We start from the raw sequence: 25,595 nt of genomic DNA on the forward strand, positions 1-25,595 counted from the left end.
AGATCTCACGGCGCGAGCCGCAGCGATCCCTCGCGCGGACGCCTGCGCCCTGCGGCGGCGTCTCGAGATGGCCTGCGCGCTTCGGGATGGCTTGCAACCCATCCCGAGGCGCGCAACCCATCTCGAAACCCGCGATGGTGGCGTCCTTCCCCGAACGCTGACATCGGCACCAGAGAACGAGCCACCGACATTGGGAGGGCAGCACTCCGCGTCCGTCTGCGCGCGGGCCGCCTCATGTCAGTGCCGGTGCCGCCCCGTAGACTGGCGGCCGTGTCTGTGAACCCTGAACTTGCCGGCCGCCGGTACGAGCTCCCCGAGCCGTACCTCGTGGGCCGAGAGCACATCCGCTCGTTCGCGAAGGCCGTGCTGGCCTCGCACCCGACGCACTTCGACGTGACTGCCGCGCAGGCCGCTGGATACGCCGACCTCGTCGCGCCCGCCACGTTCCCCGCCGTGCTGCAGGACGCCGGGCTGCAGCTGCTGCTCTCCGACCCTGAAGCGCAGATCGAGCTCTCGCACATCGTGCACGGCGACGAGCGCTTCACGTACGTGCGGCCCATCGTCGCCGGCGACGAGCTGCGAGCCTCCCTCGAGGTCAAGAGCGTCAAGTCGCTTGGCGGCAACTCCATGATCACCGCCGAGACGGTGCTGACGGATGCCGCAGGCGAGACGGTCGTGACGGCCTCGGCCACCCTCGTCGTCCGCGCCACCCCCAACGAGAGCGAGTAGCCGCATGACCGATTCGACTGCCATCGCGAAGCTCCCTCGCCCCGACTTCACCGAATTCGCGGTGGGCACGGTCATCGCGGAACGCACGGTGACGCTCACGCGGGACAACCTCGTTCGCTACGCCGGCGCATCCGGCGACTTCAACCCCATCCACTACCGCGATGACGTCGCCGAAGAGGTCGGCCTCCCCGGGGTGCTCGCGCACGGGATGCTCACCATGGGGGTCGCGCTGCAGCCGGTCGTCGACACGCTCGGCGATCCTGGCCGCGTCGTCGACTACCAGGTGCGGTTCACTCGCCCCGTCGTCGTCGACCCGCAGGACGGCGCTGAGGTGTCGATCGTGGCGAAGATCGGTCAGCTCGCGGGGGAAGACGGCATCGGCCGCATCGATCTCGTGGTCTCCTTCGGCGGACAGACGGTGCTCGCCAAATCGCAGGTGCGCGCCAACTTCCAGGGCGAGGTGCCCGCGGGGCTCCCTGAGGAGATCGTCGCGTGACGAGGCTCTCCGAGCTGACGACCACGCAGGTCGGTGGCGAGGCGACGAACCTCGTCGCCGCCGCGACCCGCGACGAGCTGGTCGACGCTGCCAGGAAGCTCTTCGCGAACTACGAGCAGCCGCTTGTCCTGGGGGGCGGGTCCAACACGATCGCGACCGACGACCGTATCGACGAACCCGTCCTGCACGTCATGACGCGGGGCATCCATCAGCTCGACGGCCCCGTCGACAAGGTCGGGCAGGCGCGCGTGCGCGTCGACGCCGGGGAGTCGTGGACGACGCTCGTCGACTACGCGGTCGCCCGCAACTGGAGCGGCATCGAGGCCCTCGCGGGCATCCCCGGCTCGGTTGGCGCGACGCCCGTCCAGAACATCGGGGCGTACGGCCAGGAGCTCTCCGACGTGCTCGCGCGCGTCGAGTTCTACGACGCCGACCTCGACGCCGTTCGCTGGATCGACGCAGCCGACCTGAACCTCGGCTACCGCACGTCCGCCATCAAGCGCGGTGAGCTGCGGGGCGTGGTCACCCGCGTCGAGCTCGACCTCGTCGAGATGCCGGAAGGCCAGAGCGAACCCGTGCGCTACGACCAGCTCGCCCGCGCCCTGAACGTGCCCCTCGGCGAGCGGATGCCCGTGCACGTCGTGCGCGACGCCGTCGTCCGACTGCGGGCGTCGAAGGGCATGGTGCTGGATGCGCACGACCAGGACTCCGTCTCGTCTGGCTCGTTCTTCATGAACCCCATCGTGCGTTCGTCGTTCGCGAGCGAGCTGCCGGAGATGCCGAAGTTCGACGCGGGCAAGGACGAGGACGGTGCGCCGCTCGTGAAGCTCAGCGCCGCCTGGCTCATCGACCACGCAGGGGTGAAGAAGGGCTTCTCGCTGCCGGGCTCGAACGCGGCGATCTCGTCGAAGCACACCCTCGCGATCACCAACCGAGGCGGAGCGACGGCGGAGCAGATCGTGGAGCTCGCCCGCTACGTGCGGGCCCGCGTCGAAGCCGAGTATGGCGTGCGGCTCGTCAACGAGCCCGTCCTCGTCGGCCTTGAGCTCTAGAGCCCGCAAGGACCGGTGAGGCCGAAGCCCCGAAGCGCTGACAGCGTTTCGGGGCTTCGGGGCTTCCATGGTGGTTCCGCGGGCGTTTGCCTGGAACGCGATTCAGTGGTGCATGCACTGTGTGCACCAGGCGCGGAGGGCTGCCTGCTCGAGGCGGGCTCGCGCCGCGCTGTTGCGGCGGTGGCGATGCTGCTCAGCGTGGTTCAGCTCGGGGCCCTGACGCCGCGCTGTGCGCATGATCAGCCACAGCGCGACTCGCAGCTCCAGGCGCTGGAGCAGCGAGGACGTCGTCGTGGTGGTGGGTGCGAAGGTGACGAGTACGGTGCTCGGCGTCGGGGTCTGGACGGTGGTCATGACGTGGTGCATGAGAGGCGTTTCTCTTGAAGAGGACGTGCGAAAAGGGGCTCTCGATGGAGCGGCGCTGCGCGGGCATTGCACGGCGGAGGTGCTTGCCGGGGCGGCAGGAGAGGGCTTGGGCTGCTGTGCCGAGGCGCATCCGGGCTGAGCGGGGACAGAGTCCACCCGCGACGCGGAGCTTAGGAGATGTGGGCGCCCAGCAGACGGGTCACCGGACGCTGCTTGTTGAACGTGATCGTACGCATCATCGGGACTCCTCTCTGTCTAGGCGCGTGCTGCGACCCTATCGATACTGCGGTTGCCCGTCAATCGTGTCTCGGGCGAGGGGCGCAACCGGAATGAGAGGTGAACCTCACCACGATCGAAACGCGACCCCTTCGCGGAGGGTTCAGTCGAGGACGACGGAGGCGCTCGGCTCCTCGCCATCGAAGCTGACCGAGACGGTCAGCGGCGAGCCCGTGATGTCTGCCGGTAGGTCGATCTCGCTCGTGTGCGGCGAATAGTCTGCGGTGCAAACCTGGTCGGCGTAGGCGGTGGTGTCCGCGTACTGCAGGTCGAGCGTCTGCGCATCCACCGCGTTGACTTCGATGAGGATCGCAGGGCACCCCGAGCTTCCCCACGTGGTCACCGAGATCGAACTGCCCTCGTCGAGCCACAGCACGAGCGGCCCCTCCATGTCTCCGGCACCCACGTCGCCGCTGTGCTCGGGAGGCAGGCCGCCGTAGCTGTCGGTCGCGACGCTCGTCGGCATGGACGGGTCCGCGCATCCACTCAGCGCAAGCGCCGCCACGGCAATCACGGGGAAGGTGAGCAGGGCCCGACGCGCAGACTTCATGACCTCAACCCTAGGACGGGCGCCTGGGATGCTCCGGCGTCTCACCTCGCCGGAGCAGGCCGAGGTCGAGGCCACGCGTCACGGCGCGCACCCGCGAGTTGACGTCCAGCTTGGTGAAGACCTTGCCGAGGTGCGTCTTCACGGTCGCCTCCCCGATGTGGAGGCGAATTGCGATCTCGGGGTTCGAGAGTCCGTCGGCGACGAGCCTCAGCACCTGCAGCTCACGCTCACTCAGCGCGGGCCCCACGTCGGCCGAACCGGCGGGCGGATGCGCGACACCAGGACCGCCGGACGCCGCGGCAGCAGCCGCCCGGGTCTGCGCGACCAGCTTCGCGGTCACCGAGGGCGCGAGTGCGAGCTCGCCCGCGGCGACCCGACGCACGGCCTCGACGAGCTCCGCGCCGCTCGCGGTCTTGAGCAGGTAACCGCTCGCACCGGCCTCGATGGCACCGATGATCGCGTCATCGCTGTCGTACGTCGTGACGACGAGCACACGAGTGCTCGGGAGGGTCGCCAGGATCTGTCGCGTCGCCGAGACGCCGTCGGTGCCCGGCATCCGGAGGTCCATGACGACGACCGCCGGTGTCGTCGCGAGCGCCCGGGTGACCGCCTCGGCGCCGTCTGCTGCCTCAGCCACGACCTCGATGTCAGCTTCGTCCTCGAATATGCCGACCAGGCCCGCGCGGACGATGGGGTGGTCATCGGCGACCAGGATGCGGATCACGCGTGGTCACCTGCCCTCGCCGGAATCGTCACGGTCACGATCGTGCCACGGCCCGGTTCGCTGGAGATGGAGACGAGGCCGCCGATGGCCGCGGCACGGTCGCGGAGGCTGGCGAGACCGAATCCGGCGGGCTCGGCGTCGAGTGCGAACCCGCGGCCGTCGTCCTCGATCTGCAGGCGGACGCTGGTGCCCAGCAACGTCACGGAAAGATGCACGTTCGACGCGTGCGCGTGCCGCCTCGAATTGGACAGGGCCTCCTGGGCGCAGCGGAGCAGCACCACCTCGCTCTCCCGGTCGAGAGCGCCGGGCGCGACCTCGATCTGCGACTCAGCCAGCACCCCCGTCTCTCGCCGGAACCGCTCGACGAGGCGCGCGACCGCATCGGGGAAGGTGGCGACGGCTGCGTCGGCCGACCGCACAGGCGCGTTCTCGGCGATGAGCACCCGGGCCTCTGCCAGGGCATCGCGGGCAAGCGACGCGATGAGGTCGGCTCGCTCCTCCTGGGCCAGGAGCGCGGCCTGCGCAACCTCACCGGCGGCGCCCTCCTCGTCCCGCAGGCGGGAGATGTCCTTCGCGCTCCGATCGGCGAGCATGGCGAGCCCCGCGAGGGTCTGAGCGAGGGTGTCGTGCAGGTCGCGCGAGATGCGCTCACGTTCGACAGACGCGCCGCTCTGCCGTGACAGCTCCTGCACGTGATCCTGAGCGGCCGTGAGCTGCTCGAGCAGCTCACGGCGCTCATCCGCCACGCGCCAGGCATAGCTGATCGAGAGTCCGATGCCGCAGGTCGCCGCGATGCTGAAGAGCTGGCCGGGAAGGATGTCGGGGATCTCCTCGACACCGTTGTAGAGCGCCGACACGGCGCCGATGCCGAACGCGATGGCGATCGAGACGAGGATGCTCCGCCGCGCGCTCACGCACACGAGCCAGACAAGCGGGTAGATGAGGGTCTGCACGAACCCGGTCCAGGGCACGAGCACCATCGCCACCGTCACGAGGAGCGTCATGAGCACGATGAGCGCCGCGCCCCGGCGTCGGTCGCCGACGGACCTCACGCCGAAGACCAGCCACACCACGGGGATGAGGAGCAGAGCTCCCGTTGCGATGAGGCCTTCCGTGCGCTCTGCGGAAGTCCGGGCCGTGGCCGCGACGAAACCGGCGACCACGGCGTTCGCGAGCGCCGTGCCCACGATGAGCACGTGCCACCAGCGGCCGTTCCGAACCAGGAAATCCATCACGTGCTCATCCTCTCGCGACCCACCGACATCCATCCCGCCGAGTGCCGCCGGCTAGCTGCGACCGCGACTCCACCGGAACGTCAGCAGGCTCGCGACGAGACCGATGACCGTCCAGACGCCCAGTGTGATCGCCGCGCTGCCGAGACCCCATGTGCCGCCGACCTCCGCCGCCGCGAATGCGTCTGGCAGGAACACGCTGCGCATGCCCCGAACGAGCCCGGCGAGAGGGAAGAGGTTCGAGACCTGCTGCATCCACTCGGGCAGGACCGAGAACTGCACGTAGATGCCTGAGAGGAACTGCGGGACGAGCACCAGGGGCAGGACGATCGCGGATGCGGACCTGGCAGACCGAGGGATCGCGGAGATCGCGATGCCAAGAGCGGCAAAGCAGAGGATGCCCAGGAGCGACAGCCACGCGAACCGCATCCACAGCTCGCTCGAGTCCGGCAGCGTGATGTCGAATGCGACGACGGCGAGCGCGATGACCAGTGCGAGCTGCGCCGTGCAGGTGAGGAGGACGAGCCCGATCTTCCCGATGAAGAACGAGACGGGACTGAGCGGGGTCGCGCCGAGGCGGGCGAGGCCGCCCTCATGCTTCTCGGTGGCGATGTCGATGCCGAGGAACTGCATGCCCGAGAGGAGGATCGCCATCGCGAGCATGCCCGTCAGGTAGTACTGCGACATCGTCACGTCGGCGAACCTCGGATCGTCGACGACCGCCTCACCGCTGAAGATCGACGCGAAGAGCGCGAACATGACCAGAGGGAACAGGAAGACGAAGAACACCTGATCGGTCTGGCGGAAGTACCCTCGCAGCTCGAAGGAGATGCGACGCAGCCCGTTGCCGATCGTCGACTTGGGGCGAGCCGCCGAACGTAGCCCCGACGAAGGGGCGTCGTGTGTGCTGCTGCCGGCGCTGCTGGGCGCTGAGGTCTGAGTCATTTCGTGCCTCCGAGGAGTGCGGGAGCGAGTGCTGCAGGGGTGGCTTCTGCCGGATGCGCCGGGCTGGCGACCGGATGCTCGCCGATGATCTCGAGGTAGACGTCCTCGAGCGAGGGCCGGGTGACGGTGAGGCCGGCGGGCTCCGGGCCGAGCCTGCCCGCGAGCGCGGCTACGAGCTGGGCGGGCGCATCCGTCTTCTGCTCTCGCCATCGGCCGTCGGCTTCCTGCCAGCGCACCCGCGGAGTGCGGGAGGCAGGCCCACCGATCGTCGTGATGTCACCGATCTCCACGAGCTTCCCTGCCGCGATGATCCCGGCTCGGTCGCTGAGGTGCTCCGCTTCGTCGAGGTAGTGCGTCGTGAGCACCATCGTCATGCCCTCGCCCTTCAGCTGCTGGATGAGCCCCCAGAACTCGCGGCGGGCGTTGGGATCGAAGCCCGTTGTCGGCTCATCGAGGAACAGCACCTCCGGGTTGCCGATGATGCCGAGCGCGACATCGACACGGCGCTTCTGGCCGCCGGAGAGGCGACCGACCCGCTGCGTCGCGAACGGCGCGATCCCGCAGCGCTCGATGGTCTCGTCGACATCGCGAGGCTGTCGGTAGAGGCTCGCGAAGTGACGCAGCACCTCACGCGCCGAGTAGCGCTCGATGTCGGCGCTCGACTGGCTGACGACCCCGATGCGGCCGCGCCATCCGGCGTCGCCGTGCGCCGGGTCATGGCCGAGCACGCGCGCACTGCCGGACGTCGCCGTGCGGAAGCCCTCGAGGATCTCGATGGTGGTGCTCTTGCCGGCCCCGTTCGGGCCGAGTAGTGCGAAGGTCTCGCCGTGGCGGACCTCGAAGGAGAGGCCGTCGACGACGTCGCGGTCTCCGTAGCGCTTGACGAGGTCGGTGACCTCTATGGCTGCCTGTGTGCTCATGCTCCTATCCAACGGTGAGCCTCCTCGCAGCGGCAGGGCCCGACCGGCTGATTCGCCTCCACCGATCGGGGGAGAGGCCGTGGCCCGCAGACTTCGGTGACAACGCAGCGGGTTCGTCGCGCGACTTCGCGCTTCACCGCGTTTTGTCACCGAAGTTCGCCGATCACGCGGCGACCGAAGCCACGACGGCACCCGCGCATACTGGAGGCATGGCCTCGACCGACCTCGACGAGCTGCGCCGCCTCAGACGCGCACGCGACTTCATCGATCGCGAGTACGCTCGGCCGCTCGACGTTCCGGCCATGGCGAAGGCGGCTCACATGTCGACGGCGCATTTCAGCCGCCGATTTCGGGAGGCGTACGGCGAGACGCCGTACGCGCACCTCATGACGAGGCGCATCGAGCGGGCGAAAGCGCTGCTGCGCCGAGGCGATGTGAGCGTGACGGATGCGTGCTCTGCAGTCGGCGCGACGAGCCTGGGGTCGTTCAGCAGCCGCTTCACGGAGATCGTGGGAGAGTCGCCGAGCGCGTACCGGGCCCGCGATCACAGCGAGAGCGTTGTCATCCCCAGCTGCACCTCGCAGATCTGGGGTCGGCCCCGGCGGGTCCACGAGCGCGCAGGCAATGCTCGGGACCGGGCTGCCGTGCCGGTCGTCGAGGCTCCGAGCAGTTTCCAAGAAGTGAATGTCGGTGGCCCGTCCTAGCATCGGAGACATGACACTCTCACTCAGCCACGTGCACGTGTTCGCCGACGATCCGGATGCTGCGCTCGTGTTCTACCGCGACGCCCTCGGCCTCGAGGTGCGCAGCGAGGTCCCGAACGAGGGCTTCCGGTGGATCACCCTGTCGACTCCCGAGCAGCCAGAGCTCGAGATCGTGCTCTCCCATCCGAAGGCAGGTCGTTCCGAGCAGGACGGCGAGACGCTGTCGGCGATGCTCGCGAAGGGTGAGCTGCCCGGTCTCCTGTTCCGCACGAGCGACCTCGACGCGCTCTTCGAGAAGGCGCAGGCGGCGGGTGGGGTCGAAGTGCTCCAGGAGCCGACCGACCAGTTCTGGGGCGTGCGGGACGCGGCCTTCCGTGACCCCTCTGGCAACCTGGTGAGGGTGAGTCAGGCGTAGCCGGAACGCCTAGCACGGTCTCGCGGTGACAGGCTGTCGATTGCTCGGCTGGCTCCCCGGTTCGAGGCAGAAGATCGCGCCATGACTACAGTCGCTGACACGATCGTCGATATCCTCCACGATGCCGGAGTCGAGCGGGTCTACGGGCTTCCCGGTGACTCGCTCAACGGATTCACCGACGCCATCCGCCGGAACGGGCACGTCGCCTGGTCGCATGTGCGACATGAGGAGGCGGCTGCCTTCGCTGCATCTGCGGACGCCGCGCTGACCGGGGACCTGGCCGTCTGCGCTGGCAGCTGCGGGCCGGGCAACCTGCACCTCATCAACGGCCTCTACGACGCGAACCGCAGCCGCGTGCCCGTGCTCGCGATCGCCGCCCACATCCCTTCCGCTGAGATCGGCAGCGGCTACTTCCAGGAGACGCACCCGCAGGAGCTCTTCCGCGAGAGCAGCGTCTACTGCGAGATGGTCAGCGTGCCCGAGCAGCTGCCACGGGTGCTCGAGATCGCAATGCGCGCCGCCGTCGAGAAACAGGGCGTGGCCGTGGTCGTGATCCCGGGGGAGATCTTCCTGAAGGAGAGCGCCGGGCGACGCAAGTCAGCGCCGATCCTCCCCACCAGGTCGGTGGTGCGCCCGGCGGACGAGGACCTCGCGAGGGCTGCGGACATCCTCAACTCGGCGAAGAAGGTCACGATTCTCGGCGGCGCTGGCACGCAGGGAGCGCACGCGCAGCTGCTGGCAGCGGCAGAGGCGCTCCAGGCCCCGATCGTCCACGCGCTCCGCGGCAAGGAGTTCATCGAGTACGACAACCCCTATGACGTCGGCATGACGGGGCTGCTCGGCTTCTCGTCCGGCTACCGCGCCATCGAGGACTGCGACGCGCTCCTCATGCTCGGTACCGACTTCCCCTACCAGCAGTTCTTCCCATCGAAGGCGAAGATCATCCAGGTCGACATCCGCGGCGAGCAGCTCGGCAAGCGCACGCCGCTCGACCTGGGACTGGTCGGCGACGTCGGGGACACCCTCGACGCGCTGCTCCCGCTCCTCGCGGGAGACAAGAGCGGCAAGCACCTCGAGACGTCCGTCAAGCACTACCGCAAGGCGCGGAAGGAGCTCGACTCGCTCGCCGACAACGACCACGGGCGCACGCCCATCCACCCGCAGTACGTGGCCCGTCTTGTCAGCGAGCTCGCGACGCGAGACGCCGTGTTCATCCCGGATGTTGGCTCACCCGTCGTGTGGGCCGCCCGCTACCTCGAGATGAACGGGCAGCGAAGGCTCATCGGCTCGTTCAGCCACGGCACGATGGCCAACGCCGTGCCGCAGGCCATCGGCGCGCAGTCGGCGTTCCCCGACCGCCAGGTGGTGGCGCTCGCGGGCGATGGCGGACTCGCGATGCTCCTCGGTGAGCTGCTCACGCTCAGGCAGAGCAAGCTCCCCGTGAAGATCGTCGTCTTCAACAATTCGTCGCTGAACTTCGTCGAGGTCGAGATGAAGGCCGCCGGCTTCGTCAACTACGGCACGGACCTCGAGAACCCGAACTTCGCGGACGTCGCGAAGGCAGTCGGAATCCACGGCCAGCGGGTCGAGAACCCGAACGATCTCGAGGGCGCCCTCAGGGAGGCGTTCGCGCACGACGGGCCGGCGCTCATCGATGTGGTGACGGCGAGGCAGGAGCTGTCGATTCCCCCGACCATCTCAGCGGAGCAGGTCAAGGGATTCACGCTGTACGCGCTGCGCACCGTCCTGTCCGGGCGTGGTGACGAGCTTGTCGACCTCGCCGACACGAACCTGCTTCGCCGCATCTTCGACTGAGTCGCAGCTCTCCGGATGAGGACGGCCAAGCTCGCTCGGTGAGGACCGCCCGCGCCAAGGCGACTGCCTGACGCGGGCGGTACTCTCGCAGGCATGACGCAACCGCCCCTCACACCACCGCCGGGCCAGAACGGCGGTCAGGATCGACGCCGGGATCGGCCGCGAGGTGGTGGGCCAGTGCCACCCGCGCCGGCTGCCGGTCCGCAGGCCCCCTGGGGTGTGCCGTCGGCCGGCGTGCCGCAGGGGAACCCCCGAGTGCCCGGACAGTTCTCCGCACCACCGCGCGCCTCCGGACCGGAGCAAGGGCAGTACCCCGCGCCTGGCCGGTACCCCGCGCCGGGCCAGTTCCCCGCGCCGGCCCAGCACCCGGCGAACGGCCAGTATTCCCCGAACAACCAGTACCCCGCGCACGGTCAGCACTCTGCGAACGGCCCTTTCCCTGCTCAGGGAAACTTCCCGTCGCTGGCTCCGACGCCTCATCCCGGGCAGGATCCAGGGCAGCCTGGCGCCCGGGTCCCCGGTCGGGGGCCATTCGTGCAGGGCCCTCCCGTGAATCTCCCCGCCGGTGTCCCGCCGCCCCGGTTCGCGCCGCAGCAGCAGGAGGCCGCGCAGCCGAGGCGCCGCGAGCTGGGGGAGGATCCGGAACTGCAGAAGCAGCGCAAGCGCCCGGTCGGCCTCCTCGTCGGCATCGGCATCAGCGGTGTCGCGATCGTCGCCCTCGTCGTCGGCCTCTTCATGGCGTTCACCTCGCCGAACGACCCGACCGTCCCCGTCGGGGGCGCCGACCCGCAGGCTCCGACCTCGACTCCCGTCCCGACGAGCACGCTCATGCCCGCCGCCCCCCAGGACGCGGCCCCCGGGTACATCCCGATCACGACGGACGTCGTGTTCCCGAACGGGATCACGGTGGTGAATCCGCCGGTCGGCGGCTGGGAGCAGGACGTCTCCGAGCGGCAGCCGAACCTGTACATCCTGAGCGACCCGCAGTCCGGCGCGTACTTCTCGGTGGCGCAGGAGAACCTGCACAAGAGCGAGTACCGCGACGAGGACATGACGCGGTCGGAGCTGAACTCTGCCTCGCTGCAGTTCACGGCGAAGCCCGAGCCGATCGGTGACCCCGTGCCGCTGGTTCTCAAGGGGCAGGGAGGGTACGAGCTGGAGCTGCTCGCGCAGCGCCTCCGCTGGTCGGACGGATCCGAGGGGATGATGGCGACGCGCTACATGCCGTCGACCGGCACGAAGATCACCATCTTGGCGAATGCGTGGGGCGGCGAGCTCGACGACCCGAACTCGCGCATCTCGCAGAAGGTGGCTGAGATCAGCTTCACGACGCCGTAGTCGCGCCTGCCCGCGGGCCTGAAACCGCGAAAGGCCAGTTTCGCCCCGTCCTGAGCGTCAGGATGGGGCGAAACTGGCCTCTTCAGTGCAGCGGGCGCAGCGGGCCGCCGCGTGCCTAGAGCTCGACGCCGGCGAAGAGCTTCTGCAGGCGCTGCACGCCTTCCAGCAGCGCGTCGTCGCCGAGCGCGTAGCTGAGGCGCAGGTAGCCGGACGGCCCGAACGCCTCACCTGGCACGACGGCGACCTCAGCGACGTCGAGGATGAGGTCGGCGAGGTCAAGCGACGAGGTGATCTGGCGTCCCTCGATCTCCTTGCCGATGAGCTGCTGCACGTCGGCGTAGACGTAGAAGGCGCCCTCAGGCGTCGGGACGCGGAAGCCGTTGACCTTGCTGAGCTCCTCGACCATGGTCTTGCGGCGGCGGTCGAAGGCGAGGCGCATCTCCTCGACGGGCTCGGTCGGCCCCGTGAGGGCTGCGATGGCCGCTCGCTGCGCGATGTTGTTGACGTTGCTCGACAGGTGCGACTGCAGGTTGCCTGCGCCCTTGATGGCGTCGGCAGGGCCGACCATCCACCCGACGCGCCAGCCGGTCATCGCGAAGGACTTGGCGACGCCGTTGACGAGGATGGTGCGGTCGGCGACGGCAGGGGCCGCTTCGACGATGGAGACGGCGCGGACGCCGTCGTAGGTGAGGTTCTGGTAGATCTCGTCGGCGATGACCCAGATGCCGTGCTCGGCGGCCCACTCGCCGATGGCGCGCGTCTCCTCCTCGGAGTAGACGGCACCCGTCGGGTTGGACGGCGAGACGAAGAGCATCGCCTTCGTGGCGGGGGTGCGAGCCGCCTCGAGCTGGTCGACGGTGACCTTGTACTCCTGGTCGGCGCCGGCGAAGACGGGGACGGTCGTGCCGCCGGCGAGCTGGATGACCTCGGGGTACGTGGTCCAGTAGGGGGCGGGGAGGAGGACCTCGTCGCCAGCGCCGACGACCGTGTTGATGGCCTGGTAGACGGCCTGCTTGCCGCCGTTCGTGACGATGACCTGCGAGGCGGGGACATCCCAGCCGGAATCGCGCTTCGTCTTCTCGGCGATGGCCTCTCGGAGCTCCGGCAGGCCGGCCGCCGGGGTGTAGCGGTGGTTCTTCGGGTCGCTGACGGCGACGAGTGCCGCTTCGACGACGTGCTGCGGGGTGGGGAAGTCGGGCTCGCCAGCTGCGTAGCTGATGACGGGTCGGCCGGCGGCCTTGAGGCCCTTGGCCTTCGCGTCGACCTTGAGCGTTGCGGATTCGGCGATCGCGGCGATGCGAGGAGAGAGACGTGAGTCGGAAACCATGGCCCTGAGTCTAGGTCCGGAGGCGCGTCGCCGTCCGCGAGTTGCGCCCGCGTTGGACTTCCGGCGCGCACCTGTCGTATGCTTTCCTGGTTGCCGAAAGCGACATACTGAACCGCGCCTGAAACCGTTCCATATGGAGCGGCTGCAGACGGTATCAGGGTGAACGGATGCGCGCATCCGGTGTTCACGCAAAGGGCGGTGGCTCAATTGGTAGAGCAGCGGTCTCCAAAACCGCAGGTTGCAGGTTCGAGTCCTGTCCGCCCTGCATTTCGGTGCTGAACGCACCCACTACGGGGCCCACCATCGAAGGTCTCAACCATCGAAAGGGAGAGCGCGTGAGTCCAAGCAAGTCCGACGAAGCGACCGACGTCGCCGAGTCAAAGCGAGGCTCCGAGCCCAAGCGCGGCCTTGTCGGCCGCATCGCTCTCTTCTTCCGCCAGGTCATGGGCGAGCTCAAGAAGGTCGTCACACCGACCCGCGCGGAGCTCTTCAAGTTCACGGGTGTCGTGCTCGTCTTCGTCATCTTCATGATGTTGCTCGTCACGGTGCTCGACCTGCTCTTCGGGTGGGGCGCATCGTGGGTCTTCGGTCAGGGCAGCTCGCTGTTCCCGAGCGAGCCGGCGGCGACGCCCGTTCCGACGGAATAGTCGCACCGCTCCGGCTCCCGAGCCTCCACCGAAAAGGGCGAGCAGCCCCGCACCACACAATCGAGATGAGGAATCGTGTCAGACCCGAACGTCGCCGACCCGAACGGTCTTTACGAGACCGCGCTGGAGCAGGACTCCGAAGTCGCAGAGGCCCAGGAGGGTGACCGCGACATCGACGCAGAGTTCGATGAGGCCCACGAGATCGAAGAGTCCGACGAAGTCGTGACCGAGGAAGACCTCGACGACGGAGAAGGCGCCGATGTCGTCGACCCCGAGGTCGACGCGATCGTCAACGATGTCCTCGAGATCGACACGAGCGAGGAAGAGGCTGCTGCGGCCGCCGCGACCGAAGATGAAGAGGTCGAGGCTCGCGAGGAAGACCCCGACGTCGACCCGTACGAGACCTTCAAGCGCGAGCTGCGCCTCAAGCCTGGCAAGTGGTACGTCATCCACACGTACGCCGGCTTCGAGCGTCGCGTCAAGCAGAACCTGCACCAGCGCACCGAGTCCATGAACATGAGCGACTTCATCTACCAGGTGGAAGTGCCCATGGAGGACGTGGTCGAGATCAAGAACGGCCAGCGCAAGATGGTCACGCGCGTCCGCATCCCCGGCTACGTGCTCGTGCGCCTCATGCTGAACGAGGACAGCTGGTCCGTCGTGCGCCACACCCCGGGTGTCACGGGCTTCGTGGGCAACGCCCACAACCCGACCCCGTTGCGCTTCAACGAGGCATTTGAGATGCTGAAGAGTCTTGTCGAGATCGCAGAAGCACCCGCGAAGGCGAACGCTTCAGGTCAGGGTGGCGTGCAGAAGCGCCAGCCGATCGCAGAGATCGACTTCGAGATCGGCGAGACCATCACGATCAAGGAGGGCTCCTTCGAGGGGCTCACCGGCTCGATCAGCGAGATCAAGCCGGAGAGCGGCAAGCTCACCGTGCTCGTGTCGCTCTTCGAGCGCGAGACCCCCGTCGAGCTCAGCTTCGACCAGGTCACCAAGCTCTAGCACTCGCTCCCACCAAGCGACTGCCCCTAAACCACCGGAGTCCGGAACCGCCGGGCCACCGGGAGAGCACCGCGCGTCTGCGCGGAGTTCGAATCGAAAGAAGGAAAAGACATGGCACCCAAGAAGAAGGTCTCGGGTCTGATCAAGCTTCAGATCCAGGCTGGCGCCGCTAACCCGGCTCCTCCTATCGGCCCCGCGCTCGGTCAGCACGGCGTCAACATCATGGAGTTCTGCAAGGCCTACAACGCGGCTACCGAGTCGCAGCGTGGCAATGTGATCCCCGTCGAGATCACCGTGTACGAAGACCGTTCGTTCACCTTCATCCTGAAGACCCCTCCTGCTGCCGAGCTGATCAAGAAGGCTGCCGGCGTCAAGAAGGGCTCCCCGACGCCTCACACGGCCAAGGTCGGCAAGCTCACCGCCGCCCAGGTCCGCGAGATCGCGGAGGCGAAGCAGTCCGACCTGAACGCGAACGACCTCGACATGGCGTCGCGCATCATCGCCGGTACGGCTCGCTCCATGGGAATCACGGTCGAGGGCTAAGGCCTTCCCGCTCCCAACACCACACGTCGCGCCTCGGGCGCGGCATTGAACATCGCGGGAGAGCCGGCCAGGCTCGCAACCGCAACTCTTGAAGGAGAACAACATGGCTAAGTCCAAGGCATACCGTGCCGCGGCAGAGAAGATCGGCGAGGACAAGTTCTACGGTCTCGCCGAGGCCGTCGAGCTCGCACGCGAGACCGGCTCGTCCAAGTTCAACAGCACCGTCGAGGTCGCTCTTCGCCTGGGTGTAGACCCGCGCAAGGCCGACCAGATGGTTCGTGGCACCGTCAGCCTGCCCAACGGCACCGGCAAGACGGCCAAGGTCATCGTCTTCGCGACGGGTGACAAGGCTGAGGCAGCTATCGCCGCCGGCGCCGACGAGGTCGGCGGCGACGAGCTCATCGCTCGCGTTGCAGACGGCTGGACCGACTTCGACTCCGCAGTCGCCACCCCTGACCTCATGGGCAAGGTCGGACGCCTCGGAAAGGTCCTCGGACCCCGTGGCCTCATGCCGAACCCGAAGACCGGAACGGTCACGACCGACCCGGCCAAGGCTGTCACCGAGATCAAGGGCGGAAAGATCGAGTTCCGCGTCGACAAGCACTCCAACGTGCACTTCATCGTCGGCAAGTCGGCGTTCACGTCGGAGCAGCTCGGAGAGAACCTCCGCGCAGCCCTCGACGAGGTCGTCCGCCTCAAGCCGTCGAGCTCGAAGGGCCGCTACATCCAGAAGGCCGTCGTCTCGACGACCTTCGGCCCCGGCATCCCGCTGGACGTCAACGCGATCTAGTCTGTCGCGAGCTGCACAGCTCAGGCGGATGCATGCATCCGCCAGCACGAACGGCCCAGTCTTCGGACTGGGCCGTTCGTGCGTTCCCGGTGAGAGCACCCACCGGCCCGCGCCCACCCCGGCTACGCGTGCGCGTGTGCGTGCATCGAGATGCTGTTGCTCGCTGCGCTGAGGATCGCGATGACGGTTGCCGACAGCACTGACCGGTCTCGGCCGGCCACCCAGCGTGTGCCTGAGGAGGTTCGGTACTCCAGGAGTGTCAGCGCTTCGCTGCTGCTGCCCACCCCGAGCGCTGTCTGGTGGAGCGAGAGGATGTCGACGGTGACGCCCGCACTTGCGAGCAGCTTCGTGACGGCCTCTGCTGGTCCAATGCCGTCGAAGGTGCCGCTGTGCTCAGCGCCGTCGATGCCCACGCGGATGCTCGTGCGTGATGCCCCCGCGTGGGTCTCGACGCTGAGATCGAGCAGTTCGACGTCCGGAGACGAGCCGCCCAGGTAGCTGCGCTCGAAGAGCTCGAGCAGCTGTGCGGCCCCCACCTCCTGGCCGTTCGCATCGGTGTGCTCCTGAACGCGTCGAGCGAAGTCGATCTGGAGGCGCCGGGGGAGTTCGATGCCGTATTCGGTTTCGAGCAGGTAGGCGATACCGCCCTTGCCGGACTGCGAATTGACGCGGATGACGGCGTCGTAGCTGCGACCGATGTCCGCCGGGTCGATGGGCAGGTAGGGGACCCGCCACTCGATGTCACGTTCTGGTCGCCCCTCGTGCGCGGCGCGGGAGCGCTGCTCGGCGAACCCCTTCCTGATGGCGTCCTGGTGTGTGCCGCTGAAGGCGGTGTGGACGAGGTCGCCCACGTACGGGTGCCTGGCGTGGACCTCGATGCGGTTGCTGTCTTCCACGGTGCGGCGTATCTCGTCGATGTCGGAGAAGTCGATCATGGGGTCGATGCCCTGCGCGTGCAGGTTCAGGGCGAGGATTGCGATGTCGACGTTGCCCGTGCGCTCGCCGTTGCCGAAGATGCACCCTTCCACGCGCTGCGCACCCGCGAGCACCGCCAGTTCTGCGCACGCGACTCCCGTTCCTCGGTCGTTGTGGGGGTGCACGGAGAGGATCACGGAGTCGCGTCGCGCCAGGTGCTTGTGCATGTACTCGATCTGGTCCGCGTAGATGTTCGGGGTTGCGACTTCCACGGTGGCGGGGAGGTTCAGGATGACCGGCCGCTCGGGGGTCGCCATCCAGAGTTCCGTGACGGCATTGCAGATGTCGAGGACGTAGTCGGGTTCGGTGAGGTTGAACACCTCTGGTGAGAACTCGAATCGCACGTTCGGCAGGTGGCCGGCGAGCTCGAGGACGTCGCTCGCGCCGGCGAGGATCAGCTCTCTGAGCTGCTGCTTGCTCTTCCCGAGAACCACGTCGCGCCAGGCGGGGGCTGTCGCCGTGTAGAGGTGGATGACGACTGGGTTCCGGATCCCCAGGATGGCGGCGACTGTTCGTTCGATCAGGTCACGACGCGCTGGTGTGAACACGACGATCGTGACGTCCTCCGGTGCGAGTTCGGTGGTCGCGATGAGACGTACGAAGTCGTAGTCGGTCTGGGAAGCGGAGGGGTAGCCGACTTCGATCTCCTTGTATCCCAGGCGGATCATGAGCTCGAAGAATCGGTGCTTGCGGTCGGGGTCCATGGGCTCGGAGAGCGCCTGGTTTCCGTCCCGCAGGTCGACGGGGACCCAGAGGGGCGCGGCCGTGAGTCGATTCGCGGGCCAGTCTCGTTCGGTGAGTGGCACGTCTACTCGGGAGTGGACGTCGCGGTAGCGGTGGGAGGGCATCTGCGAGTGTCGCTGGCGGTTCCAGTGCGGTGCCTGGTCGGGAACGGGGCCGGCGGGTGTGGAGATCCAGGATTCGTTGCTGTGCATGTTCTTGTCCTCTTCGGTCGTGCGGGGGTGACGACCGGCGCGCGTTTCGGCTCCACGACGGGGAGCCGGTCAGGCTAGGACCCGTCGTGGCGGCGGAGGAGAAGGAACGGTGCGTGGAGCATGCGACAGAATCTAGCACAACTCCTCAGACAAGTAGAGGAGTGTTCGAGATGGGGGATGATGGGGGCATGAGCGCACTCCGCCGTGAACCTCTCGCCGAGCAGGCCGCCCAGCTGCTCCTCGAGCGAATCCGCGAAGGGGAATGGGAGCTGGGACAGAAGCTGCCGGGCGAGACGACCCTCGCGCCCCAACTCGGGGTCGGGCGGTCGACGATCCGCGAAGCCATACGCCAGCTCGCGGGGAGCGGCGTGCTCGCCACCAAGCAGGGGGCGGGGGTGTTCGTCACCGCTCTCGACGCGGCTGAGCCCCTGGATGCGATCGTGGGGCGCGCGGATATCGAGAGAGTGATCGAGGCCCGCATCGCCATCGAAGTGGAAGCCTCCGGGCTCGCGGCCGCACGGCGCACAGCTGCGGAGCTCCAGACGATGATCCGCGCCGCAGACGCCCGGAAGGCGCAGCGCGCGAGTGTCGAAGCGCACGTCGACGCGGACATCGCGCTGCACCGCAGCATCGTCATCGCCGCGCACAACGAGATCCTCACGGAGCTCTTCGACGGGTTCGCGCCCCGAAGCAGGCAGGCGATGATCGGCATGCTGCGCCTTCGCGGCGAGTTCGGTGGTGACGCCGACCACGACGTCCACCTCCGCATCCTGGACGCGATCGAAGCGCAGGACGCCCCGACGGCCGCCGCCCTCACTCGTGACCATCTGCTCGAGCTCAAAGCGACGACGCGCTAGTCGCGTCGGGGTGCCGCTGACTACGCGTCGATGTCGAGGACGACCTTCCCGCGCACGTGGCCGTCGGCGATGAGCTCCTGCGCGGCGCCGGCCTCGGCGAGGGGGAAGACCCGGTCGACGTGCGTCTGCAGGGCTCCCTGCTCGAAGAGCTGCGTGATGGTCTGCAGGATGCGTCCCTCTGGCGAGAGCTTGAGCGTGGAGGCGACGATGCCTCGGTTCTCGGCGGCGGCCTCGTCGAAGAGCTCCGGGTAGCTGCCGGTCGGCACGTTGATGAGTGTGCCACCGTCGCGGAGGACGTGAAGGGACCGGCTGCCGGTCTGGTCTTTGACGTTGCCGATGAGGTCGATGACGACGTCGACGGGTTCGCCGATGACGTCCTCGAAGCGCTCGTTGCGGTAGTCGATGACCTGGTCCGCGCCGAGCTCGCGCAACCACTCGTGGTTGCGCTCGGAGGCCGTGGTGATGACGTGCGCGCCGAAGTACTTCGCGAGCTGCACTGCGAAGTGGCCGACCCCGCCAGCGCCTGCGTGGATGAGGACGCGCTGTCCCGTGTAGACGCCGCCTGCTTCGACGACGGCGGCCCAGGCGGTGAGCACGGCGAGTGGGACGCCGCCAGCCTCGATGAAGGACAGGTTCTTGGGCTTCTTCGCGAGGCTCATGAAGGGGACCGACACGTATTCGGCGTACGCACCCGAGTAGCGGGGGAAGAGGAGCATCCCGTACACCTCGTCGCCGGGCTGGAAGGGCGCGAGCTCGTAGGAAGCCCGGACGACGACACCGGAGAACTCGCCGCCGAGGGTGGACGGGAAGCTGGTGATCGCCTTCGCGGCACCGGCACCTGAGCGGGTCTTGCCGTCGATGGGGTTCACTCCCGCGGCCTTGACGCGCACCAGCGTGTCCGAGTTCAGGGTGAGGGGCACGGCGGTCTCGCCCAACTGCATCATCTCGGGTCCGCCGATGCCCGTGAGCAGGGCCGCGCGCATGGTGTCTGAGGTCGGCTGGAGGTCTGAGGCGTCAGTCATGGCGCCATTCTCGCGCGGACGAGATGAGACTCTCGTGAACGAGATGGGCGTGGCCGGGAGGATGCTCGCTACGCGTACGTCTCGGCGTCGTAGAACGACTGCGTGTAGTCGCTCGTGCTGTGCGTGTTCCCGTATCCATGGGTGGGCGCAGTGTTGCCGGTCGAGTACTGGGCGAACTCGCCCCGGTACTTCTCGACATCCTTGAGCACCTCGTTGGCGAGGGTCACGAGCTTGGCGATCTCTTCCTCGTCGCGGTCGATCCACACGAACTTCGGTTCGCGGTCGACGACGATGAAGTCCTGGTGTCGCTCCCACACCATGAGGGTGCGTTCGGCGCCGAGCACGTACTGCTGCCACCAGATCTGGCGCATGTAGGAGCGGGGGATGCGCTTCCACACCTTGTTGGTGGTCTTGATCTCGGCGAGGAGGATGCGGCCCTCTTCGTCGCAGTGCAGGCCGTCGGGGGTCGCGAGGTGGCTCTTGGACGCCTCGGCGTGGAACAGGAGGCCGCTTGCCGGGATGCCGTGGCGCTCGAGGACCCACCTGGCGATCTCCGGTTCGCGCTGGCGTCCGAAGTCGGTGTAGGCGTTCCCGTTGAAGGAGTTGCCCATGACCTTGTCTTTGACGACCTGCTTGACCGACGACGGTGTTGCGAGGCGTGCCGCATCGGTCGCCGTGACGCCGTCGGCGCGGGCCTTGAGCCACGCGGCACGGTCGTTGGAGTCGGCGAGGACGCGCAGGAGGTGAGCGCTCATGGCCTCGACCTCCGGGGTCGCGGGAAGCTCGATCGCGGTGCTCTCGGCCGAGGCCGGGCCGCGGGCGCGCCACACGCCGACCTCGCTCGCCGAGAGCGGTGTCGTCGCCGGCGCCGGGCGGGTCTCCGAGGTGTAGAAGCGCGGCAGGGACTCCACCCGGGGTGCCGGTGCGGGTGCCGGTGCGGGTGCCGACGCGTAGTCCATCAGCGCGGCCGGGCCGTAGAGCTCACGGTCACGGCGGCGCGACTTCGGCGCCTCCTGGGGTTCGCCGAACCAGGACGTCTCGTCGACGTCGTGGCTCGGGCGGAACATGACCATCCGCCTATTCTTTCCCACACCACCGACAGTCGCGGTACCAAGCGCCGAGGTGCCGAAAGAATGTCGTCGCCGATCGGTGCGCGAGCGGACCGGACGACACGGGCGGCGGGCGTCAGCTCAGGCTTCGTCGCCTCCGGCGGCCATGATCGCAGTGGCGAGGGCGCGCGCGCCGTGGTCCGCATCCACGTCTTCGACGTACTCCTCCGGCGAGTGGGAGATGCCGCTCGGGTTGCGGATGAACAGCATGGCGGTCGGCAGGTGCGCGGCGAGCACGCCGGCATCGTGGCCGGCGCCTGTGTCGAGCACCGGCGCGTTGGGGAGGGCATGCTGAAGTGTGTCTCGGAGGCTCGCGTCGAAGGACACGGTGGGGGAGAGCGACTCCTCGACGAGCGTCGCCTCGCAGCCCTGCTCTCCGGCCACCTCCATAGCCCGGGCGCGAATGCGCTCGACGAGGGCGGCGGTCACCTCGTCGTCGGGGTGGCGCACGTCGAGCCACGCGTCGACGCGGGAGGCGATGACGTTCGTTCCGCCGGGCACGGGCTCGAGCCGACCGACGGTCGCTCGGGCGCCTGGCACCGACCGGGCGATCTCCTCGATGCCGACGATGAGGCGCGCCGCGGCCACCATGGGGTCGCGCCGGTCGGCCATGAGCGTGGTGCCGGCGTGGTTGCCCTGGCCGGTGAAGCTGACGCGCCAGCGGCCGTGGCCCAGGATGGAGGATCCGATCGCGACTGGGCCCGCGAGGTCGATGAGGCCGCGGCCCTGCTCCACATGCAGTTCGATGAACGCGCTGAACTGTGCGACCCGAGCGGGGTCGGGGCCGAGGTGCTCTGGGTCGAATCCGGCCGCGGCGGAAGCCTCGGCGAAGGTCGTTCCGTCCGCATCCCGGAGCGAGCGCGCGCGGTCCGGGTCGATGGCGCCCGTGAGGAGCCTGGACCCGAGGCAGGCGACGCCGAAGCGCGACCCCTCCTCTTCGGGGAAGACGGCGATCGCGACGGCGACGCTCGGCGTGCGCCCTTCGCTGCGCAGCAGGTCGATCGCGGCGAGGGCCGCCGTCACGCCGAGGGGCCCGTCGAACGCACCCCCGCCTGGGACGGAGTCGAGGTGGCTGCCCGTGATGAGCGCGCCGGAACGGGCTCCGTCTGCTCGGTCCCACCATGCCCAGATGATGCCGTTGGCGTCGACCTCGATGTCGAGGCCTCGAGCCTGGGCGGCGGCGAGGAACCATTCGCGCAACTCGAGTTCGGGATGCGAGTAGACGGGCCTGCTGTAGCCGCCGCGGGTTCGATCGCGGCCCAGGTGCTCGATCTCGCGCATGAGCGAGGAGACGCTCGTCGGCTGCTTGGCCTTGCTGGTCGCTTCCATGCTCTCCATGATGCTCTCCCCGTTCATGCGCGCGCACCGGCCTGGGCCGCGACGCGGAATTCGGCCGGCACGCTTCCGGTTCCCGTGAGCACGTCAGCTGCGAGCTCCCCGAGCAGCGGCGCGAATTTCCCGCCGTGCCCGGAGCAGGCGGAGACGACCACCAGGTTGTCGACTCGGTCGATCACGAAGTCCTCCGTCGGTGTCGTCGTGAAGAGGCAGGTGGTCTCTGCGTAGGGCTCCGGCTCCACGCCTGGCAGGAACGCTTCCGCGTAGGCGACGAGAGCGCGCCGATTGGCCGCATCCACGACCCCGTCCTGCGCGAGCGCGGAGTCGATGATCTTGCCGCCGTTGAACTGGGCGACCTTCTGCCCGCGCCAGTCCGCGTCGCGGCCACCGGGGAGTCCGTAGGTCTGCAGCTCGCGCGATTTGAAGATGAAGGTGGGCCAGGGGTCGGCGTCGGTCCCGGCGTCCTCCGCCTCGCGGTAGGGGAAGTGGTAGGCCTGCTCCTGCCGCACCTCGAGCGCCGGGAACTGGTCGAGGAATGCGCTCGGCAGTGAGAGCTCCCCGAGGAGTGCCGGGAGCCAGCCGCCGGCGGCGACCACGATCGCGTCCGCCTCGGCGACCTCGCCGGTCGCCGAGTGCACGCGGTAACCGGCGCCTCGGCGCTCAACTCGAGCGACTGGCCACGAGGTTCGCACCTCGAGCCGGCCGGTCGCGGAGGCGGCCGCCAGCATCGCGTCGACAGTGCCGCCCGCGTCGAGCACGCCGGCCCCAGGGTGCCAGAGCACGTCGGTCTCGAAACGGAACTGCGGCCAGCGCGCACGCGCCTCGCCTGGGCTGAGGAGCTCGTGCTCGACGCCAGCTGCCTCCAACACGGTCGCGAGGCCGCCGGGGTTGCGGATGTCGCCGTGGTCGAGTGCACCCGTGGGTCGGATGAGCCGGGTTCCGGTCGTGCGCTGCAGCTCGTCCCACCCTGCCTTCGAGCGCACGACGAGATCGGTGTACGTCTGCTCGGGATACGCGTAGCGGAAGATGCGCGCGGACCCGTGAGAGCTGCCGTGCTCGTTGGCGGGCGTCGTGCGCTCGAGCACCGTCACGTGGTGCCCGCGCTCGGCGAGCTGCCAGGCAGCTGCGGCGCCCGCGAGTCCCGCGCCGATGACGATGGTGTCGGTCATGTCCACTCCTCGAGAGGTCGTCCGGGTGGTGCTGTGCATCGATTACCGCATCCTCGGTGCGCCGCGTCCAATATCATTGCGGTACGTTTTGATAGCCCTCTCGAATGGATCACATGGAGCTGCGCCAGCTCAGGTACTTCGTCGCCGTCGCCGACGAACTGCACTTCGGTCGCGCCGCCGCGCGCCTGCACATGACTCAGCCGCCACTGACCGTCGCCGTGCGCAGGCTCGAGGAGGAACTCGGTGCGCAGCTCTTCGAGCGAACGACTCGCACTGTCTCGCTGACGGCGGCCGGTCGCATGTTCCGTCAGCGAATCGGTGTGGTCCTCGAAGACCTGGACGCCGCAGTCGCCGACCTCGCCGACGTCGCGGCCGGCACCGCAGGCAGGCTTCGCGTGGGGTTCGTGAGCTCCGCGAGCTACAGCGTGCTGCCAAGGGGTCTGCGGGCGTTCCAGGAACTGAGACCGCGCGTCCGTCTCGAGCCCCGGTCGCTCACGAGTGCCGAGCAGATCACGCTGCTGCTCGAGGGTGAACTCGACGTGGGGATCCTCCGCGACCCGCTCACCGTGCCTGGCCTGCGGTCGACACTCCTCGAAAGCGAGGACCTGGTCGCGGTGCTTCCGGCCCGCGACCCGCTCGCCGCGGAGTCGACCGTGGCACCGGCGCGCTTCCACGAGAAAGAGGTGGTGCTCTTCCCCTTCGAGCTCATGCCCGGCTTCGTGTCCGCCGTCATGACCTGGCTCGGGGAAGCCCAGGCCGTGCCGCGCATCGTGCAGAGCGTCATCCACCAGGAGACGGTGCTCGGTCTCGTCGCAGCGGGTGTCGGTGCGTCGATCCTGCCCGCGTCGGTCGCCCGCTTCCACATGCCCGGTGTGATCACGCGCCCCCTGCTGGGGTCGCCTCGAACGGAGCTCCACGCAGTCGAGAGCCAGCGCTCCCATCCGAGCGCGCACCTTCTCGTCGACAGCCTCCGCGGACCGCGGTAACGGTTCACGCGACCCGCGTTGACGAGACGCCCGCGACGATGTACTCTTTCGGGAGCCCAAGACCGCAGGTCTTCGTTGTGCGTGAGAACGTACACGAACGAAGAGTTCGCAAGAACGTCCCGCGCAGGTGTACGAAGCAAAGTTGTCGTGCGAGCAATCGCATCCTCTCCGCTCCGGCCATCTGCGGCCGGAGCGTTTTTTGTGTGTTGTGCATCGAAGATGCGCCTGCGGTGCGTGAATGACAAACGTGATTCACGTGCAAGAGAGAGAGGAGTGCCATGGCGACCAAGGAAGCAACAGTTGCCGAGCTTCAGGACTTGTTCCAGAACTCGACCGCCGTCCTGCTGACTGAGTACCGCGGTCTCACTGTTGCGCAGCTCAAGACGCTGCGTCGCACGATCGGTGAGCACGCAAGCTACGCCGTGGTGAAGAACACGCTGACGAAGATTGCGGCGAACAACGCCGGAATCACCGCGTTCGACGACGAGCTGGCCGGACCGAGCGCAATCGCGTTCGTGCACGGCGACCCCGTCGCGGTCGCGAAGAGTCTTCGTACCTTCGCCAAGGACAACCCTCAGCTGGTTCTGAAGGGCGGTTTCTTCGACGGAAACGCTCTCAGCGCAGAAGAGGTCAACAAGCTCGCCGACCTCGAGTCCCGCGAAGTTCTGCTCGGCAAGCTTGCCGGCGCCTTCAAGGCCTCGCTGTTCGGTGCCGCATACCTGTTCACCGCGCCTGCAGCCAAGGCTGTTCGCACGGTCGAGGCATTGCGCGAAAAGCAGGAGTCCGCGAACTAGTCCTTCGGGATCTCGCGGCTAGAACAACACACAAGGAGAAAACACATGGCAAAGCTCACGACTGACGAGCTCATCGCAGCATTCAAGGAGCTCACGCTCATCGAGCTCTCCGAGTTCGTCAAGGCGTTCGAGGAGACCTTCGAGGTCACCGCTGCTGCTCCCGTTGCAGTTGCAGGCGTTGCTGCTGCGGCAGCTGACGCACCCGAAGAGGAGGAGAAGACGGAGTTCGACGTCATCCTCGAGGGTGCTGGCGACAAGAAGATCCAGGTCATCAAGGAGGTGCGCGCCCTCACGAGCCTCGGTCTCGGTGAGGCGAAGGCACTCGTTGACGGCGCTCCGAAGCCCGTTCTCGAAGGCGTCAACAAGGAAGCTGCTGACAAGGCAAAGGACGCCCTCGAGGCTGCCGGCGCTTCGGTGACCGTCAAGTAGTCATCCCGCAGCTGTTCTTCGCGGCGTGTTCCGACACGCCGAGGGAACTTTTTTCACGAGGCATCGCATCCGGTTTCCGGATGCGGTGCCTCGTTTCGTTTCCCCAGGAA

27 protein-coding genes and 1 tRNA gene are annotated in these 25,595 nt (G+C 68.0%); 16 read left to right on the forward strand and 12 right to left on the reverse strand.

Annotation, left to right across the window (positions count from 1 at the left end; translation table 11 throughout):
• Positions 1-276 precede the first annotated feature (276 nt).
• Genes C5C17_RS04250 through C5C17_RS04260 form a run of 3 tightly spaced genes read left to right on the forward strand, consistent with a single transcriptional unit; the run spans position 277 to position 2,277 of the window.
• Positions 277-729: a MaoC family dehydratase N-terminal domain-containing protein gene (locus tag C5C17_RS04250; protein WP_374953896.1), complete on the forward strand. Its 453-nt coding sequence runs from the start codon at positions 277-279 to the stop codon at positions 727-729.
• A gap of 4 nt (positions 730-733) precedes the next feature.
• Positions 734-1,225, forward strand: coding sequence for a MaoC/PaaZ C-terminal domain-containing protein (locus C5C17_RS04255; protein WP_104252125.1), 492 nt, complete (start codon positions 734-736; stop codon positions 1,223-1,225).
• Entirely contained in the window at positions 1,222-2,277 is a 1,056-nt protein-coding gene (locus tag C5C17_RS04260) for a UDP-N-acetylmuramate dehydrogenase (protein WP_104252126.1), read from the forward strand. The genes C5C17_RS04255 and C5C17_RS04260 overlap by 4 nt, the downstream gene beginning before the upstream one ends.
• A gap of 102 nt (positions 2,278-2,379) precedes the next feature.
• Here the strand turns inward: C5C17_RS04260 and C5C17_RS04265 are convergent, their stop codons facing one another.
• From C5C17_RS04265 to C5C17_RS04290, 6 genes are all read right to left on the reverse strand, one after another.
• Positions 2,380-2,631: a hypothetical protein gene (locus C5C17_RS04265; protein WP_146079075.1), complete on the reverse strand. Its 252-nt coding sequence runs from the start codon at positions 2,629-2,631 to the stop codon at positions 2,380-2,382.
• Between the two features lie 391 nt (positions 2,632-3,022).
• Positions 3,023-3,469 carry a hypothetical protein gene (locus C5C17_RS04270; protein WP_146079076.1) on the reverse strand — a complete coding sequence of 149 codons (447 nt, stop codon included), beginning with the start codon at positions 3,467-3,469 and terminating at the stop codon, positions 3,023-3,025.
• A 10-nt stretch (positions 3,470-3,479) separates the two neighbouring features.
• A complete protein-coding gene (locus C5C17_RS04275; RefSeq protein WP_104252129.1) occupies positions 3,480-4,193 on the reverse strand; it encodes a response regulator transcription factor in 714 nt (237 codons plus the stop codon).
• Complete coding sequence (locus C5C17_RS04280; protein ID WP_258065953.1) at positions 4,190-5,425, reverse strand: sensor histidine kinase; 1,236 nt, start codon at positions 5,423-5,425, stop codon at positions 4,190-4,192. Before C5C17_RS04280 ends, C5C17_RS04275 begins: the two co-directional genes overlap by 4 nt.
• A gap of 54 nt (positions 5,426-5,479) precedes the next feature.
• Complete coding sequence (locus C5C17_RS04285; protein ID WP_104252131.1) at positions 5,480-6,370, reverse strand: ABC transporter permease; 891 nt, start codon at positions 6,368-6,370, stop codon at positions 5,480-5,482.
• Positions 6,367-7,290 carry an ABC transporter ATP-binding protein gene (locus C5C17_RS04290; RefSeq protein ID WP_104252132.1) on the reverse strand — a complete coding sequence of 308 codons (924 nt, stop codon included), beginning with the start codon at positions 7,288-7,290 and terminating at the stop codon, positions 6,367-6,369. The genes C5C17_RS04285 and C5C17_RS04290 overlap by 4 nt, the downstream gene beginning before the upstream one ends.
• 209 nt (positions 7,291-7,499) lie before the next feature.
• Here C5C17_RS04290 and C5C17_RS04295 point away from each other — a divergent pair, with 209 nt between their 5' ends.
• The 4 genes from C5C17_RS04295 (at position 7,500) to C5C17_RS04310 (ending at position 11,562) form a co-directional block, all read left to right on the forward strand.
• On the forward strand, positions 7,500-7,994 hold the full coding sequence (locus C5C17_RS04295) for a helix-turn-helix domain-containing protein (protein ID WP_104252133.1): 495 nt from the start codon (positions 7,500-7,502) through the stop codon (positions 7,992-7,994).
• Between the two features lie 10 nt (positions 7,995-8,004).
• The gene (locus C5C17_RS04300; protein ID WP_104252134.1) at positions 8,005-8,409 is read left to right on the forward strand and encodes a VOC family protein; all 405 of its coding nucleotides are present in this window, start codon (positions 8,005-8,007) and stop codon (positions 8,407-8,409) included.
• A gap of 81 nt (positions 8,410-8,490) precedes the next feature.
• A complete protein-coding gene (gene poxB / locus C5C17_RS04305; RefSeq protein ID WP_104252135.1) occupies positions 8,491-10,224 on the forward strand; it encodes a ubiquinone-dependent pyruvate dehydrogenase in 1,734 nt (577 codons plus the stop codon).
• 549 nt (positions 10,225-10,773) lie between these two features.
• Complete coding sequence (locus tag C5C17_RS04310) at positions 10,774-11,562, forward strand: hypothetical protein (protein WP_104252136.1); 789 nt, start codon at positions 10,774-10,776, stop codon at positions 11,560-11,562.
• A 115-nt stretch (positions 11,563-11,677) separates the two neighbouring features.
• On the opposite strand, the gene C5C17_RS04315 is transcribed toward C5C17_RS04310, so the two are convergent.
• Complete coding sequence (locus C5C17_RS04315) at positions 11,678-12,889, reverse strand: pyridoxal phosphate-dependent aminotransferase (protein WP_181028483.1); 1,212 nt, start codon at positions 12,887-12,889, stop codon at positions 11,678-11,680.
• Between the two features lie 192 nt (positions 12,890-13,081).
• Between C5C17_RS04315 and C5C17_RS04320 the strand changes: the two genes are divergently transcribed.
• From C5C17_RS04320 to rplA, 5 genes are all read left to right on the forward strand, one after another.
• Positions 13,082-13,154 (forward strand) — tRNA-Trp (locus C5C17_RS04320).
• Between the two features lie 70 nt (positions 13,155-13,224).
• Positions 13,225-13,536, forward strand: coding sequence for a preprotein translocase subunit SecE (gene secE / locus C5C17_RS04325; protein ID WP_104252138.1), 312 nt, complete (start codon positions 13,225-13,227; stop codon positions 13,534-13,536).
• A 75-nt stretch (positions 13,537-13,611) separates the two neighbouring features.
• Positions 13,612-14,541: a transcription termination/antitermination protein NusG gene (gene nusG / locus C5C17_RS04330; protein WP_104252139.1), complete on the forward strand. Its 930-nt coding sequence runs from the start codon at positions 13,612-13,614 to the stop codon at positions 14,539-14,541.
• A gap of 111 nt (positions 14,542-14,652) precedes the next feature.
• Positions 14,653-15,084, forward strand: a complete 432-nt coding sequence (gene rplK / locus C5C17_RS04335) for a 50S ribosomal protein L11 (protein ID WP_104252140.1) — start codon at positions 14,653-14,655, stop codon at positions 15,082-15,084.
• Positions 15,085-15,187: 103 nt separating this feature from the next.
• Positions 15,188-15,874, forward strand: coding sequence for a 50S ribosomal protein L1 (gene rplA, locus C5C17_RS04340; RefSeq protein ID WP_068482355.1), 687 nt, complete (start codon positions 15,188-15,190; stop codon positions 15,872-15,874).
• A gap of 122 nt (positions 15,875-15,996) precedes the next feature.
• Here the strand turns inward: rplA and C5C17_RS04345 are convergent, their stop codons facing one another.
• Positions 15,997-17,697 (reverse strand): 2-isopropylmalate synthase, encoded by a 1,701-nt coding sequence (locus C5C17_RS04345; protein WP_374953897.1) that lies wholly within the window; start codon positions 17,695-17,697, stop codon positions 15,997-15,999.
• 275 nt (positions 17,698-17,972) lie between these two features.
• Between C5C17_RS04345 and C5C17_RS04350 the strand changes: the two genes are divergently transcribed.
• Positions 17,973-18,641: a FadR/GntR family transcriptional regulator gene (locus tag C5C17_RS04350; RefSeq protein ID WP_104252142.1), complete on the forward strand. Its 669-nt coding sequence runs from the start codon at positions 17,973-17,975 to the stop codon at positions 18,639-18,641.
• A 20-nt stretch (positions 18,642-18,661) separates the two neighbouring features.
• On the opposite strand, the gene C5C17_RS04355 is transcribed toward C5C17_RS04350, so the two are convergent.
• From C5C17_RS04355 to C5C17_RS04370, 4 genes are all read right to left on the reverse strand, one after another.
• Positions 18,662-19,663 carry an NADP-dependent oxidoreductase gene (locus tag C5C17_RS04355; RefSeq protein WP_258065910.1) on the reverse strand — a complete coding sequence of 334 codons (1,002 nt, stop codon included), beginning with the start codon at positions 19,661-19,663 and terminating at the stop codon, positions 18,662-18,664.
• 68 nt (positions 19,664-19,731) lie between these two features.
• Positions 19,732-20,736: a YqaJ viral recombinase family protein gene (locus tag C5C17_RS04360; protein WP_258065911.1), complete on the reverse strand. Its 1,005-nt coding sequence runs from the start codon at positions 20,734-20,736 to the stop codon at positions 19,732-19,734.
• Between the two features lie 117 nt (positions 20,737-20,853).
• On the reverse strand, positions 20,854-22,101 hold the full coding sequence (locus tag C5C17_RS04365) for an allantoate amidohydrolase (protein WP_104252301.1): 1,248 nt from the start codon (positions 22,099-22,101) through the stop codon (positions 20,854-20,856).
• A 23-nt stretch (positions 22,102-22,124) separates the two neighbouring features.
• Positions 22,125-23,276: an FAD-dependent oxidoreductase gene (locus C5C17_RS04370; RefSeq protein ID WP_104252143.1), complete on the reverse strand. Its 1,152-nt coding sequence runs from the start codon at positions 23,274-23,276 to the stop codon at positions 22,125-22,127.
• Positions 23,277-23,380: 104 nt separating this feature from the next.
• Here C5C17_RS04370 and C5C17_RS04375 point away from each other — a divergent pair, with 104 nt between their 5' ends.
• The 3 genes from C5C17_RS04375 to rplL all read left to right on the forward strand — a co-directional run bounded on the left by C5C17_RS04375 (position 23,381) and on the right by rplL (position 25,485).
• Complete coding sequence (locus C5C17_RS04375) at positions 23,381-24,262, forward strand: LysR substrate-binding domain-containing protein (protein WP_258065917.1); 882 nt, start codon at positions 23,381-23,383, stop codon at positions 24,260-24,262.
• 278 nt (positions 24,263-24,540) lie between these two features.
• Entirely contained in the window at positions 24,541-25,056 is a 516-nt protein-coding gene (gene rplJ, locus C5C17_RS04380) for a 50S ribosomal protein L10 (protein ID WP_104252145.1), read from the forward strand.
• Positions 25,057-25,101: 45 nt separating this feature from the next.
• Positions 25,102-25,485 carry a 50S ribosomal protein L7/L12 gene (rplL, locus tag C5C17_RS04385; RefSeq protein WP_104252146.1) on the forward strand — a complete coding sequence of 128 codons (384 nt, stop codon included), beginning with the start codon at positions 25,102-25,104 and terminating at the stop codon, positions 25,483-25,485.
• The last annotated feature ends 110 nt before the right edge of the window (positions 25,486-25,595 follow it).

The sequence above is a fragment of the Pseudoclavibacter sp. RFBA6 genome, assembly GCF_002931575.1.
Taxonomy (GTDB): domain Bacteria; phylum Actinomycetota; class Actinomycetes; order Actinomycetales; family Microbacteriaceae; genus Pseudoclavibacter; species Pseudoclavibacter terrae.